Annotated in this window: 13 protein-coding genes; all 13 read right to left on the reverse strand. The window is 67.2% G+C overall.

Annotated features, from left to right (window positions below; genetic code table 11):
- Nucleotides 1–1,218, reverse strand: coding sequence for a TrbI/VirB10 family protein (locus EZH22_RS22455; protein WP_203192634.1), 1,218 nt, complete (start codon nucleotides 1,216–1,218; stop codon nucleotides 1–3).
- Nucleotides 1,215–2,240, reverse strand: a complete 1,026-nt coding sequence (gene trbG, locus EZH22_RS22460) for a P-type conjugative transfer protein TrbG (RefSeq protein ID WP_203192635.1) — start codon at nucleotides 2,238–2,240, stop codon at nucleotides 1,215–1,217. Before trbG ends, EZH22_RS22455 begins: the two co-directional genes overlap by 4 nt.
- On the reverse strand, nucleotides 2,237–2,920 hold the full coding sequence (gene trbF / locus EZH22_RS22465; RefSeq protein ID WP_203192636.1) for a conjugal transfer protein TrbF: 684 nt from the start codon (nucleotides 2,918–2,920) through the stop codon (nucleotides 2,237–2,239). Before trbF ends, trbG begins: the two co-directional genes overlap by 4 nt.
- The gene (gene trbL / locus EZH22_RS22470) at nucleotides 2,920–4,266 is read right to left on the reverse strand and encodes a P-type conjugative transfer protein TrbL (protein WP_203196706.1); all 1,347 of its coding nucleotides are present in this window, start codon (nucleotides 4,264–4,266) and stop codon (nucleotides 2,920–2,922) included. The genes trbF and trbL overlap by 1 nt, the downstream gene beginning before the upstream one ends.
- Before the next feature lie 4 nt (nucleotides 4,267–4,270).
- Nucleotides 4,271–4,654 (reverse strand): putative entry exclusion protein TrbK-alt, encoded by a 384-nt coding sequence (gene trbK-alt, locus EZH22_RS22475; protein ID WP_203192637.1) that lies wholly within the window; start codon nucleotides 4,652–4,654, stop codon nucleotides 4,271–4,273.
- An 11-nt stretch (nucleotides 4,655–4,665) separates the two neighbouring features.
- Nucleotides 4,666–5,427: a P-type conjugative transfer protein TrbJ gene (gene trbJ / locus EZH22_RS22480; RefSeq protein ID WP_203192638.1), complete on the reverse strand. Its 762-nt coding sequence runs from the start codon at nucleotides 5,425–5,427 to the stop codon at nucleotides 4,666–4,668.
- On the reverse strand, nucleotides 5,424–7,862 hold the full coding sequence (trbE, locus tag EZH22_RS22485) for a conjugal transfer protein TrbE (RefSeq protein ID WP_203192639.1): 2,439 nt from the start codon (nucleotides 7,860–7,862) through the stop codon (nucleotides 5,424–5,426). The genes trbJ and trbE overlap by 4 nt, the downstream gene beginning before the upstream one ends.
- Before the next feature lie 9 nt (nucleotides 7,863–7,871).
- Nucleotides 7,872–8,153 (reverse strand): VirB3 family type IV secretion system protein, encoded by a 282-nt coding sequence (locus tag EZH22_RS22490; protein ID WP_203192640.1) that lies wholly within the window; start codon nucleotides 8,151–8,153, stop codon nucleotides 7,872–7,874.
- Nucleotides 8,153–8,485, reverse strand: coding sequence for a TrbC/VirB2 family protein (locus EZH22_RS22495; RefSeq protein WP_203192641.1), 333 nt, complete (start codon nucleotides 8,483–8,485; stop codon nucleotides 8,153–8,155). Before EZH22_RS22495 ends, EZH22_RS22490 begins: the two co-directional genes overlap by 1 nt.
- The gene (trbB, locus tag EZH22_RS22500; protein ID WP_203192642.1) at nucleotides 8,482–9,465 is read right to left on the reverse strand and encodes a P-type conjugative transfer ATPase TrbB; all 984 of its coding nucleotides are present in this window, start codon (nucleotides 9,463–9,465) and stop codon (nucleotides 8,482–8,484) included. Before trbB ends, EZH22_RS22495 begins: the two co-directional genes overlap by 4 nt.
- 169 nt (nucleotides 9,466–9,634) lie before the next feature.
- Nucleotides 9,635–10,069 carry a ribbon-helix-helix domain-containing protein gene (locus EZH22_RS22505; RefSeq protein ID WP_203192643.1) on the reverse strand — a complete coding sequence of 145 codons (435 nt, stop codon included), beginning with the start codon at nucleotides 10,067–10,069 and terminating at the stop codon, nucleotides 9,635–9,637.
- 7 nt (nucleotides 10,070–10,076) lie between these two features.
- Entirely contained in the window at nucleotides 10,077–12,065 is a 1,989-nt protein-coding gene (locus EZH22_RS22510) for a conjugal transfer protein TraG (protein ID WP_203192644.1), read from the reverse strand.
- 31 nt (nucleotides 12,066–12,096) lie between these two features.
- Nucleotides 12,097–13,836: a relaxase/mobilization nuclease domain-containing protein gene (locus tag EZH22_RS22515; RefSeq protein WP_203192645.1), complete on the reverse strand. Its 1,740-nt coding sequence runs from the start codon at nucleotides 13,834–13,836 to the stop codon at nucleotides 12,097–12,099.
- Nucleotides 13,837–13,906: the final 70 nt, after the last annotated feature.

Consider the following 13,906-nt stretch of genomic DNA (forward strand, 5'->3'; position numbering starts at 1 on the left):
TCAGCCTCCGTAGGGTTCGAGGATGAGGTCGCGGGTGACGATGACGCGAACGGGGAACCCCGGGCGAATCGTCAAGGTCGGGGCGATGTTCAACTGGCGGCGAACGATCTGCTGACCGGCATCGTTGATCGTGTCTTGCCCCCCGTTGCGGATCGCCTGGATCAGACGGTCGTCGTCGTTGGTGGCGAGTTCTGCCCCAATGCTCAGTAGCGTGGATAGGCCCGCCGCTTTGGCGAGATCCCACCAGTGATAGTCGACGCCGTCCTGGAGGCCGGCATAACCTTCGGCATCAGCGCCAGGTTGACGCTCGAGCACGATCGAGCGGCCGTTCGGGAAGATCAGCCGGTTCCAGACCAGCAGCACGCGGCTTTGGCCGAACTGAACATTGTTGTCGTACTGGCCAATGATGCGGGTGCCTTGGGGCACAAGAAGGACGCGACCCGTCGGGCTGTCATAGATGTTCTCCGTCACTTGCGCGGTGATCTGGCCCGGAAGATCGGACCGGATGCCGGTGATGAGCGCGGCCGAAATCACGGCGCCCGCCTGAAGGATGTTCGGCGACGCCGGAGCCGCTATGCGATCCGGCGAGACGGTGCGGCGATCGGCGGCGGCGTTGAGGAAGGCGAGTTGCCGATCCTGGGCCGACGGCGTTGCTGGCTGGGGAGCAAGCCCGAGGCTGGCGAGGTCAGGTGTGGGTGGCGGAACAACCCTCGCAGTGCCAGAGGCTGATGGTGGCGTCGGCCGGTTCTCCGTGCCGGCGAAGAGCTTGGCGGTGCGAGCGCTCTCGATTTCCTGCAGGCGGCGTTGCTCCTCGGCGCTGAGGCCAGGATTGGGTGGTGCTATGCCGGGATTGGGCACAGGCTGGCCGCGATTCTGCGCGCCAAGGATAGGACGGCCGAGGTCGCCGGGAAGCGGCGGGCCAAGCTGAGGCACACCGCTGTAGTCGCGGGGCAAGCCCGCCAGGCCGTCGGCGGTCGATCGGTTTTCGGTCGAATAGAGTTCTTCGGCGGACTTGCCGCCGTCGCGCGTCTGAAGGGCGTAGATCAGCGCTCCGCCCAGGCCCACGCTCGCGACGAGACCGATGCTGGCGAGCACCTTGCGCGACAGCCGCGTAACGCGCGGAGCCTCCGCACGAAGCCGCATCGGGGCGGCCGCGTCGGCGGTCGACCCGGTCAGCGGCGCATCCTCATCCTCTTTCCGGGCTTCAGGCTCGCTCACGACGCCGGCCTCCCGTCGGTGCGGGTGATCCGAACGCGCTTCTGGTGGTCACCCGCGCCGAAGCGCAGCTCGGCGGCCGCGAACAGGCGATCGACGATCATGTAGTTGCCGCGGACGCGGTAATTCACGAGTTCGGAGGTGTTGCCCTCGGGGCCGACCACGAAGATCGGCGGCATCTCGCCCTGGCCGATGCCGCGTGGAAACTCGATGAAGACCTGCCGTCCGTCGTCATAGGCCCGCAGCGGCCGCCAGGGCGCACGATCGCCCTCGATGGCATAGCGGAAGTTGATGTTGGCGAGGTCGACGCCGGTGGCGATGGGACGCGCTGCCTCGGCCTGCGCGTTCTGACGGCGCAGGGCGATGAGCTGATCCTGCGGGTACTGCCACGAGACCGACGCCATATAGGTGCGCTCGGTCGAGCGCAGTTCCAGGTGATAAGTCCGCAGATTGGTGTTGATGACCAGGTTGGTCATCAGGTCGGCGCGGGTCGGCTTCACCAAGATGTGGACTTGCAGAGTCGCGCCCGAACCGCTCTGCGTGTCGCCGATGATCCAGCGGACCGTGTCGCCAGCGGCCACCGGCCCGGAACCCACGAGCTGCTCGCCGGGCTGCAGGGCGATATCGGTGATCTGACCAACGGCGGTATAGACCTGATAGAGCGCTCCGCCAGTGTACGGATAGACTTGCATCGCATTGATGAAGCCGTCGCGGACTGGCTGCACGCGCGCAGCCGCATTGGCTTGATTGACGCGGGCCGTCGGATCGGTCGGCTCTGGGGTTCGGCGCGATTCTTCAACGGGCTTCATCTGTCCCGGCAGCGGTAGCGGACGTGGAAGCTCCACGACCTGCACTGGCCCCGGCGGATCGGCCGTCTGCACGGCGGGCGCTGCGTCGTCATAGGATATCTCGGGCGGTTTCTGCGTCGTGGCGCAGCCGGCGAGCGCAGTTGCTGAAAGCAGCAGAGCCGCGAGTGTGGAAGTGCGAGAAGCCGGGTTTCCGGCTTTACGGAAAGACGGCTTCATTGCCCAAGCTCCCGTGACCAGTTGATGGCGTTGACGTAGATGCCGAGCGGGTTCGCTCGCAGCCGGTCGGCGTTGCGAGGCACCTGCACGACGATGGTGAGGATGGCGGTCCAGCGGGTCGTCTCGGCGAGCTGGCCGTTCTCGTAGCGCCGCTCGGTCCAGGCGACGCGGAAGCTATCCGGCGACGCGCGGATCACGCTGGAAACGTCGACGGCGACCTGCTGCCGGCCGACCTTGGTGAAAGGGTCGTTCGAGCGCGCATAGTCGTTGAGCGCCATCGCGCCGCGATCAGTCGTGAAGTCGTAGGCGCGCAGCCAGTTCTGGCGGACGATGATGGCGTCGGAGGGGATCGAGCGGACCTGCTCGATGAAACGCGCGAGGTGAAAGGCGATTTGCGGGTCGGTCGGGCGATAGTCGGCGACCGCTGGCGCTACCGCCTGCGCTTGACCGAGCCGGTCGACCTGCACCACCCAGGGTACGACCGTGCCACGCGCTGATTGCCAGACGAGCGCGGCAGCGAAGCCGGCCGAAAGGATCAGCGATCCGAAGGCCATGAGGCGCCAGTTCTTGGCCTGGACGCGAGCGCCGCCGATACGATCGTCCCAGACCTGGGCGGCCCGCTGGTAAGGCGTCTCTGGTTCGGGGGACTTGCCGTAGTGAGTGGAGGGTCGTTTGAACATCAGCGGTCGCTTTCGGAGAGGTTGATGGAGGAGCCGCCGCCGTGGCTGTCGCCGCTGCGAACGGCATGGGCGGCCGCTGTCACGCCGTGGCTCAGCGTTTGGGAGCGCTTCATGCGGCGAGCCCAGGCCGGTGGTCCGTCAGCCGGTGCGGCCGCCTCGGCCGTGCCCCCGCCGATCGTGCCCATGGTCGAGGTGCCACCGGTGGCTTCGAAGGCGGATTTCCCGCCCTCCGAGAAGCTCGACCGCATGCTGTCGGCGGTGCGTGAGGCCGCCCGGCGGAGGGGCGAAGCCGCCGCGCCACCGGCTGCGCGGGCGACGCCGCCAAGGCCGGAAGCGACGCTTGCCGCGCCCGATTGGCCCGCGGCCCCGAGGCTGTAGGCAGTGGCTGCGCCACCTGCCATAGCGGCGCCACCGCGTGCGGCGGCGGCCGCTCCGCCGGCCATAGCGCCGACGCCGCCGGCTGCTGCGCCGAGAGCGGCTCCTCCGGCTGCGACCATTCCGCCGGCGGCAAGGCCAGTGCCGACCGCCGCGCCGGCCCCGAGCTGAGGCCCGCCCGAGACGAGGCCGTTGGCGATGCCGGGACCGAAGATTCCGAGGCCGAGCAGTGACAGCGCGGCGAGCACGATCGCCATGGCGTCGTCAATGGTCGGATTGGCTCCACCGAAGCCGGCAGTGAATTCGGAGAACAGCGTCGAGCCGATGCCGATGATAACGGCCAGCACCAGGACCTTGATGCCGGAGGAGATGATGTTGCCGAGGACGCGCTCGGCCATGAAGGCCGATTTGCCGAAAAGGCCGAAGGGAATGAGCACGAAACCGGCGAGCGTCGTCAGCTTGAACTCGATCAAGGTGACGAAGAGCTGGACGGCGAGGATGAAGAAGGCGAGCAGCACCAGCGCCCAGGCGAGGAACATGCAGGCGATCTGGATGAAATTCTCGAAGAACGACCAGTAGCCCATCAGGCTGGAAATCGAATCGAGCAGCGGCCGTCCGGCATCGAGGCCGGTCTGCGCGACCTTGCCGGGGCGAAGTAGATCCGCTGTCGTAAAGCCGGTGCCGGAGGCCTTCAGGCCAAGACCGGCGAAGCTCTCGAAAACGATGCGGGCGAGATTGTTCCAGTTGCCGATGATGTAGGCGAAGACGCCGACGAACAGCGTCTTCTTGACCAGGCGCGCGATGATGTCGTCGTCAGCGCCCCAGCTCCAGAACAGGGCGGCCAGCGTCACGTCGATGACGATCAGAGTGGTCGCGATGAATGCGACCTCGCTACCAAGCAGACCGAACCCGGAATCGATGTAACGGGTGAAGACCTCGAGGAAATGGTCGATGACGCCGGTGCCGCCCATGATGCTATCGGGCCTCGTCTTGCTGCGGCGTTGTTTCCTGGGGGGTAGGATTGTCCAGCGTCGTGTTCCGCGGGTCAGCGCCAAACTGGGGCTGCGGGGCCGTCGCCGCGTCGGGCAAGCGCTCCTTGGGTCGCGCGCCCGGTGCGAGAAACCGCTTGCGGTTTTCCGCCCAGGCGCGCAGGCACGCGGCGTCACGGGGGCCGGCATCGCCGAGGCGCTGGCAACGGATCAGCTCGGTGCGGAGCGGATCGGCCTGCGAATTCTCGACGCGCCCTGCGGACCAGCCGGCCGGCTCGTCCTCCTTTCGGGTCAGCTCGATGGCGGTCGCGGTGACCGCGACCGCGACGAACACAACGGCGCCGAGGCGAGCCAGCATCTTTCCGTCCATGACGCCGCCCCTCAGTTGCCGCCGTAGAACATCTTGGCGTTGCCTGGCTGGTAGCCGGTGCCCGGAGTCAGGAAGCGCCGGCGCTGCTCGCGGCCCTGCTCGGCGGCCGTCGCCTGTTCGGCCGACTGGAGCGCCTGCGCCCGGCCGTTGGCGGCGACGACGGCGGTGAGGTCGGCGAGCTGCTGGGCCTGCAGGGCGAGGAGCTGGTTGCCGGCCTGGGTCGCCTGCAATGCGCCGGTCGCGCCTTGGCTCTGACCGACCAGCGCCGACATCTCGGCGCGGTTGGTGTCGATGTTGCCGACGACGCCGGCCTGCACCCGCATGGCGTCCTGCAATCCGCCGACGGTGTTCTGCCAGCGCTCGCGCGCCTGCGCCACGAGCTGCTGGTCAGACGCCGACATCGACGCATTGCCGTAGGTGGATGTGAAGGCCTGGTCGATCTGTTGGACGTCGTAGGCGATGCGCTGGGCCTGCTGTAGGAGCTGCTGCGTTCGCTGCACGGACTGCTGCAGGCGCTGAAGCGAGGAGTACGGCAGGCTCGCGAGGTTACGCGCCTGGTTGATCAACATCGTCGCCTCGTTCTGAAGCGATGTGATCTGATTGTTGATTTGCTCCAGCGCGCGAGCTGCGGAGAGAACATTCTGCACGTAGTTCGTCGGGTCGTAGACGATCCATTGCGCGGATGCGGGCGAGACCATCACGGGCGATAGCGCCACGGGAATCGAAAGGATGGACGCGGCGAGAAACGCCGCGCGTGAGCGACGGAAGATCATGGCTTGCTCTCCAGGTTGGTGAGGTCGGGAATGAGGTCGGACGCCCAGGCGACGCCGCGCAGCCGCAGCCAGGCCGGCAGGAAGCCCTCGCGGCCATGCTCGGCGATGGTGCGCTCGATGGCGGCCTGGTCGGTCTTCGACGAGGCGGCGCAGAGCGCCAACGCAACGTCGGACAGGCCGAGCTCGAACAGCCGGTTGCCGCGGCGGGACTGGCAGTAATAGTCGCGCTTGGGCATCGCGCGAGCGAGGATTTCGATCTGGCGGTCGTTGAGGCCGAAGCGCCGGTAGATCGCGGTGATCTGCGGTTCGATCGCGCGCTCGTTCGGCAACAGGAGCCTGGTCTGGCAGCTCTCGATGATGGCGGGCGCAATCGCGGAACCGTCGATGTCGGAAAGCGACTGGGTGGCGAAGACGACGGAGGCGTTCTTCTTGCGCAGCGTCTTCAGCCATTCGCGGAGCTGACCGGCGAAGCCCTCGTCGTCGAGCGCCAGCCAGCCTTCGTCGACGATGAGCAGCGTGGGGCTGCCATCCAGGCGATCCTCGATGCGATGGAACAGGTAGGCGAGCACGGCCGGTGCCGCGCCAGTTCCGATCAGGCCCTCGGTCTCGAACGCCTGGACCGAGGCTGCGCCGAGGTGCTCGCTTTCGGCGTCGAGCAGCCGGCCATAGGCGCCGCCGACGCAATATGGTCGTAGCGCCTGCTTGAGGTCATTCGATTGAAGGAGGACGGCAAGCCCGGTGATGGTGCGCTCGCCAACAGGCGCGCTCGCGAGCGAGGTCAGCGCCGTCCAGATATATTCCTTCACCTCCGGCGAGATCGTCACGCCCTCGCGCATCAGGATCGCGACGATCCAGTCGGCGGCCCAGGCCCGTTCCGGCACGTGATGAATGCCGGCGAGAGGTTGCAGCGACACACTGTCGGCCGCGCCCTCGGTCAGCCCGCCGCCGAGATCGTGCCAATCGCCGCCCATGGCGAGCGCCGCGGCGCGGATCGAGCCGCCAAAATCGAAGGCGAAAACCTGCGAGCCCGAATAGCGCCGGAACTGAAGCGCCATCAGCGCCAGCAGCACAGACTTGCCGGCGCCCGTCGGCCCGACGACGAGCGTGTGGCCGACGTCGCCGACATGAAGGGAAAACCGGAACGGGGTTGACCCTTCGGTCTTGCCGAACAGCAAGGGGGGCGCACCGAAATGCTCATCCCGTTCCGGCCCCGCCCACACCGCCGACAGCGGGATCATGTGGGCGAGATTGAGCGTCGAGATCGGCGGTTGCCGGACGTTGGCGTAAACATGGCCGGGCAGCGACCCGAGCCAGGCGTCGGCGGCGTTGATCGTCTCCGCCATCGCGGTGAAGTCGCGGCCCTGAACGATCTTCTCCACCAAGCGCAGCTTCTCGGCTGCGATGCGTGGATCGGCGTCCCAGACGGCGACCGTCGCGGTGACATAGGCCTGGCCGGCATAGTCGGCGCCGAGCTCCTGGAGCGCGAGATCGGCATCGGCCGCCTTGTTCGCCGCGTCGGTATCGATCAGCGCCGAGGCCTCGTTGGTCATCACCTCCTTGAGGATCGCGGCGATCGACTTGCGCTTGGAGAACCACTGCCGCCGGATCTTGGTGAGCAGCTTGGTGGCGTCGGTCTTGTCCAGAAGGACGGCGCGCGTCGACCAGCGATACGGAAAGGCGAGCCGATTGAGGTCGTCGAGCAGACCGGGCGTGGTCGCGGTCGGGAAGCCGACGATCGTCAAGATACGCAAGTGGGCGTCGCCCAGGCGCGGTTCCAGCCCGCCGGTGAGCGGTTGATCGGCCAGCAGCGCATCGAGATATATCGGCGTCTCAGGCACGCGCACGCGATGGCGTTTCGTCGAGACGGTCGAATGGAGATAGGTCAGCGTCTCGCCGTCATCGAGCCAGGCGCATTCCGGCATGAAATTCTCGATGAGCTGGAGCACGCGGTCGGTGCGATCAGCGAAGCCGCGCAACGCCTCGTAAGGGTCGATGCCGTTCTCGGCCTTGCCTTCATAGAGCCAGCTCTCGGCGCGGGCGGCGTCCTCCGCTGGCGGCAGATAGACGAAGGTCAGGAAATAGCTGGACTCGAAATGCGAGGCGTCTTCCTCGAAATCCGCCTTGCGTTCGGCGTCGACCAGGGCGGACGCGGCCTCGGGAAAGCAGCTCGCGGGATAGGCCCCGGCGCCATGGCGTTGCGCCTCGACGAAGATCGCCCATCCCGAGCCGAGGCGGCGGAAGGCGTTGTTCAGCCGGCCGGCCACGGCGACGAGCTCGGCGGGAACCGCAGAGTCGAGGTCGGGACCGCGAAACCGCGCGGTGCGCTGGAAGCTCCCGTCCTTGTTGAGGACGACGCCCTCGCCCGCGAGCGCGGCCCAGGGCAGGAAGTCCGCGAGGCGGGTTGACGTCCGTCGATATTCGGCGAGGTTCATCATGAGCCCACCTCAGACGTTCAGATGGCCGGGAATGCGCAGGTGGCGGCGCACGACATCGACGAATTGCGGATCGCGTTTGGCCGCCCACACGGCCGCGAAATGGCCGATCGCCCAGAGCCCGAGACCGACCAGCCAGAGGCGCAGGCCAAGGCCGAGCGCTGCCGCCAGCGTGCCGTTGAGGATGGCGATCGAACGTGGCGCGCCGCCGAGCAGGATGTGCTCGGTGAGCGCGCGATGGACCGGGACGGCGTAGCCCGGCACTTCGCCGGCGCTGTCGATCAGGCTCGCCATCAGACGAGCGCTCCACCGCCGAAGGAGAAGAAGGACAGGAAGAAGCTCGACGCGGCGAAGGCGATCGACAGGCCGAAGACGATCTGGATCAGCTTCCTTGCGCCGCCTGATGTATCGCCGAAGGCGAGTGTTAGACCTGTGATGATGATGATCATCACAGCGATGATCTTGGCCACAGGTCCCTCAATCGATTCGAGGATGGACTGCAGCGGCGCTTCCCAAGGCATGGACGAGCCGGAAGCATATGCGGCGGGCGCCATCATCATGCTGACGAAGGCGACGGCCGCCGCCGTCGAGATATGGCGGCGGAGGCGCAGGCAATGACGATTCATGGGAGATCTCCTGAGAGGGGCTGGGTTGTGGGGGTGACGCGGTAGTCGCCGTCCGGCTTGAGATCCTCGACGCGGGCGAGTTCGGCGAGGCGACGGGTCGAGCCTCGGCCGCTGAGCACCGCGACGAGATCGATGGTTTCGGCGATCAGCGCGCGGGGGACGGTGACGACAGCTTCCTGGATGAGCTGTTCGAGGCGGCGCAGCGCGCCGAGCGCGGTGCCGGCATGGATCGTGCCGATACCGCCGGGGTGGCCCGTGCCCCATGCTTTGAGGAGATCGAGCGCTTCGGAGCCGCGCACCTCGCCGATCGGGATGCGGTCGGGACGCAGGCGAAGGGAGGAGCGGACGAGATCGGAGAGCGAGGCGACGCCGTCCTTGGTGCGCATCGCGACGAGGTTCGGCGCGGCGCATTGCAGTTCGCGCGTGTCCTCGATCAGCACGATGCGGTCGGAGGTCTTCGACACCTCGGCGAGCAGCGCATTGGTGAGCGTGGTCTTGCCGGTGGAGGTGCCGCCTGCGACGAGAATGTTGCGCCGGTCGGCGACGGCCTGACGAAGGATCGCGGCCTGGTCGGCTGACATGATCTCGGCCGCGACGTAGTCGGCCAGCGTGAAGACCGCGACGGCTGGCTTGCGGATCGCGAAGGCCGGAGCTGCTACGACGGGTGGCAGCAGACCTTCGAACCGCTCTCCCGTTTCGGGCAACTCAGCAGAGACGCGCGGGCGACCGGAGTGAACCTCGGCGCCGACATGGTGCGCGACCAGGCGCACGATGCGCTCGCCATCGGCTGCGGACAGGCGCTCTCCCGTATCGGAAAGTCCCCCGGATAGGCGGTCGATCCAGAGCCGCCCGTCGGGATTGAGCATCACCTCGACGATCGACGGGTCTTCCAGGAATCCTGCGATGGCGGGGCCGAGAGCGGTGCGCAACATGCGCGCGCCGCGAAGTATCGCCTCGGATTGCTGGTGAGAAACCGCCATGTCGTCCCCGTTCCGTGCGGGACCGCCGACAAGCGGCCCTGGATCGGGGATGAGTAGAAGAGGCAGAAGTTGGGGCGTGGCAACAACCGGAATGTGGTCGTAGCGCTCTGGCGTACAAAGACAGGGGAACGGCGGAACGGATGAATACTTGCGATACCGCGAGCGATGATTATTGCGCGTCCGCGACGCCCGACACGTCTTCCGAAATTTCCTGACGCAGCTTCGGTCCCTTGGCGAGTCGCCGGCCGAGCGCAGCGACGAAGGCGTCGTATCGCTCGCCTGCCTGAGCACGCGCCGCGGCCTGGGCAGGTTCCGGCAACGGCGGATTGGTCGTCAACCAGAAGCGGACGAAGACAGCCAGCATTTCGACGGAGATGCCGAGGTCGCGTTCCATTCGCGTCATGCGCCGATCGACCTGATCGAGACGCTTGGTGGTCGCTGCTTCCTGCCGTTCGGCGGCGTCGGGCGACAGGAAGGAAGCGATGGCCGCTTCGGCAATCAGGGAGCGTGATTGGTCGCGCCGTGCGGCATAGACCGCCAGCGCCTTCATGACGTCTGGGTCGAGATAGACCGACAGGCGCTGCTTCTTTGATGGCTTCGTCATCGGCGCCTCACAGGTCCATGCCGTCATTGGGGTCTAGCGAGACCTGTCGGGCGACGCCCTGCATGACCTGGTTCATCCGGCTCATCCGGGCGCTGTCGTCTTCCTCGTCGTCGCCGAAATCGGCCGCGAACTCGTTGTCGATCGGCGGCTTCTTCTCGACGGTCCCGGCCTTGTTCAGCTCGGGCTGGTGGCGGCGTTCAGAGCCGGTCGGATCCTCGTCGTCGCCCTGGCCATCTTTTGCGCCGGCGCCCTCGATCTCCAGCCGCGGCGGCAGCGGCATCTTGCTCCAGTCGTCCGGCTTTGCCGCCGCTGTCTTTGCCAGCGCCGGCGGTGGCAGGATGCGTTCCTGAAACCGACGATCCTCGAAGTAGCGGGCCTTCTTCGCCCGGATCGGCGGTGTACCCGCCACCATGATGATCTCGTCCGCAGGTGGGAGCTGCATGACCTCGCCGGGCGTCAGCAGCGGCCGCGCGGTCTCAGAGCGCGAGACCATCAGATGGCCGAGCCAGGGACTGAGTCTGTGCCCGGCATAGTTCCGCATCGCCCGCATCTCGGTCGCGGTGCCGAGCGCATCGGAGACGCGCTTGGCCGTCCGCTCGTCGTTGGTTGCGAAGCTGACGCGCACATGGCAGTTGTCGAGGATCGAATTGTTCGGCCCATAGGCCTTCTCGATCTGGTTCAGCGACTGCGCGATCAGGAAGCTCTTCAGGCCGTAGCCGGCCATGAACGCCAGAGCGGACTCGAAGAAGTCGAGGCGGCCGAGTGCCGGGAACTCGTCGAGCATGAGGAGCAGCCGGTGCCGCCCGCCCTTGGCCTGCAGGTCCTCGGTCAATCGTCGGCCGACCTGATTGAGGATCAGCCGGATTAGCGGCTTGGTGCGCGCGATGTCGGAGGGCGGGACCACAAGGTAGAGCGTCGACGGCCGCACGCCGCCGACGATGTCGGTGATGCGCCAGTCGCAGCGGCGCGTGACGGCCGCCACGACCGGGTCGCGGTAGAGCCCGAGAAAGGACATGGCGGTCGACAGCACGCCCGAGCGTTCGTTGTCCGATTTGTTCAGCAGTTCCCGAGCGGCGGAGGCTATGACCGGGTGGGGTCCGGCCGCGCCGAGATGGGCGGTCTTCATCATGGCGGCGAGCGTCGACTCGATCGGCCGCTTCGGGTCGGACAGGAAGGCGGCGACGCCGGCGAGCGTCTTGTCGGCCTCGGCATAGAGGACGTGGAGGATGGCCCCCACGAGGAGCGCGTGGCTGGTCTTCTCCCAGTGATTCCGCTTTTCCAGCGACCCTTCGGGATCGACGAGGATGTCGGCGATGTTCTGAGCGTCGCGAACTTCCCATTCACCGCGGCGGACTTCGAGCAGCGGATTGTAGGCGGCCGACTTCGCGTTGGTCGGGTCGAAGAGCAGCACCCGGCCATGCCGCGCGCGGAAGCCGGCCGTGAGCTGCCAGTTCTCGCCCTTGATGTCGTGGACGATGGCCGAGCCCGGCCAGGTCAAGAGCGACGGCACCACGAGGCCGACGCCCTTGCCGGAGCGGGTCGGCGCGAAGCAGAGCACATGCTCGGGTCCGTCGTGGCGGAGATAGGTGCGATCGAGCTTGCCGAGCACGACGCCGTCGGGCCCGAGCAGCCCAGCGGATTTAACCTCGTCGGGCCGGGCCCAGCGCGCAGAGCCGTAGGTCTCGACGTTCTTGGCCTCGCGGGCTCGCCAGACCGACATGCCGATCGCGACCGCGATCGCGATGAAGCCGCCGGATGCAGCGATGTATGCGCCCTCGACGAAAATCGGCGGCGCGTAGGCATCGTAGAGGTACCACCACCAAAAGAAGGCGGGCGGATAGTAGATGGGCCAGCCGAACAGCTCGAACCATGGCCGGCCGAGCTGCGGCTGGAAGCCGAGCTGCCAGGCCGTCCACTGCGTCGCGGACCAGGTCGTGACGAGCACGATCAGGAAGACGACGAGGATCTGGCCCCAGAGAATCTTGGTGGCGGACATTGAGGGGTCCTTTCTTCGTCAAGAGTGGTGGTCACAGGCCGAGCCCCCGCTTGCGGCCAAAGCTCCAGTCGATGCCGCCGTCGCCGCGCGCGACGCCGGAGACATGGCGGCCGAGCTGCTTTTCGAGTGAGGGGGACCAGGGCACGAGCTGGAAGCCGAGGCCGTCGTCGATCATCGCAAACCGGCCGGAGGCGAGCGCGAACCGCTGCCGGTAGGTGCCGGAGACATATTCGCCGATCGAAGCACGTGTCAGCGGCCGTCCGCTCTCTGACGCCAGCTTCTCTCCGAGCGCGTCCAGCTCACGGCGGCGTAGCGTCTCGATCAGGTTACGGCTGAAGCTGACGCCGCGGCCCTGACGTTCGGCGAGGCCTTGCCCGATCAGATGTTCGGCGCGGCGATCCATCGCCCCGCGCACCTCCGCGCCGAAGCCGCCGCCACCGAGGTCGACCGGTTCGCGTGCAATAGCCTGACGGTCGATCCAGGTGGCGCCGGTCGCCGTGATCTGCCGCTCGATCGAGAGGTCCGAGCGGACCGCCAGCGCGACGCGCCGCCGGCCCTGGGCGTCGTCGAACTTGCGCAGTTCGACGATCGAGCCCGGCGTGCTGTCGCCGGCGGCATCGAGATCGGGCAGCTTGATGTGGTGGGTGCGCCCGTCGGCGCCATCGACCACGGCATAGGCCGTGCCCTTCAGCTCGTCGTCGAGGCCACGAGCGACCAACCGGCCGACGACGGGATCGTCCAGGCTCTCGCCGGCAAGCACATAATTGGCCGCGCCTCGCTCGATGCCCCGCTCGGCCAGGCCGCGATGAATGCGCTTGATGATGTCGCCGCGTTCGCCCAGCTCGCGCAGCGTCGCCTCAGCGTTCTCCGACATGGCCCATTGGCCGGGACCGATCTGGTCGGCGAGACCGAGCGATTCCAGCTTGCGCAGTCGTCCGACCTTGAGCGCATGGAACTCGTCGGGTTGGCGGTCGGCATGCGGCGCGAGATCGATGACGCCGGTGCGGGTGCTGTCGCGCGCGAGCTGCCGGTCGAGGTTGGTCCAGCGCTCGGCGTGGATCTGGCGTTCGAGCGTGCGGCGGATTTCCTGATCTGTGCGCGGTCCGAGTTCCTGCGTGATCAGATCCCGCGCCCGATCACGCATTCCTTCCTTGATGTAGTCGCGGGAGATGACGAGGTTCTCGCCGTCCTCGCGCACGCCGCGCACGATCAGGTGGACATGGGGATGCTCAGTGTTCCAGTGATCGGCGCCGATCCAATCGAGCTTGGTGCCGAGGTCCTTTTCCATCTGGCCGACTAGGTCGCGGGCGAAGGTCTTGAGGTCGGATATCTCCAAGGCGTCGTCGGGCGAGAGGATGAACCGGAAATGATGCCGGTCATCCTCGCACCGCTCCGCGAACGCTTGTCGATCGGCATCGTCCGTGCCGGGGCCGAACAGCCGGGCCTTCTCTCCGTCCCGGGTGACGCCCTCGCGTCGCAGATAGCTGAGGTGGGTCGCAAGTGGCGCGCCCCGTCCTGCGTGACGGACGACACGCGCCTTGACGACGGCGCCGCGCGAGCGTGACGTGATGAGCCGATTGGCTTGCACCGACGCGCGCTGGCCCCGGCCGAACCGGGAACGGTGGTTCGGCCCGATCGTCCCCTTGCGGGAGACCGTTCCGCCGGCGCGCTGGGCCGCCGCCAGCGCCTGCGCGATGAAGGGTCGGGCGCGCTGCGCGCTCGTCGAGCGGATGCGGCCTGGCCGGATGCGGAAATCGTCCTCGCCGCTCATGGTCGCGATCCCGCACATCGCGCAACGGCACTGATTTTCTTCTGAAATTGCCGAAGCCGCAGGCTGCGCC

This window comes from Xanthobacter dioxanivorans (assembly GCF_016807805.1).
Lineage (GTDB): Bacteria > Pseudomonadota > Alphaproteobacteria > Rhizobiales > Xanthobacteraceae > Xanthobacter > Xanthobacter dioxanivorans.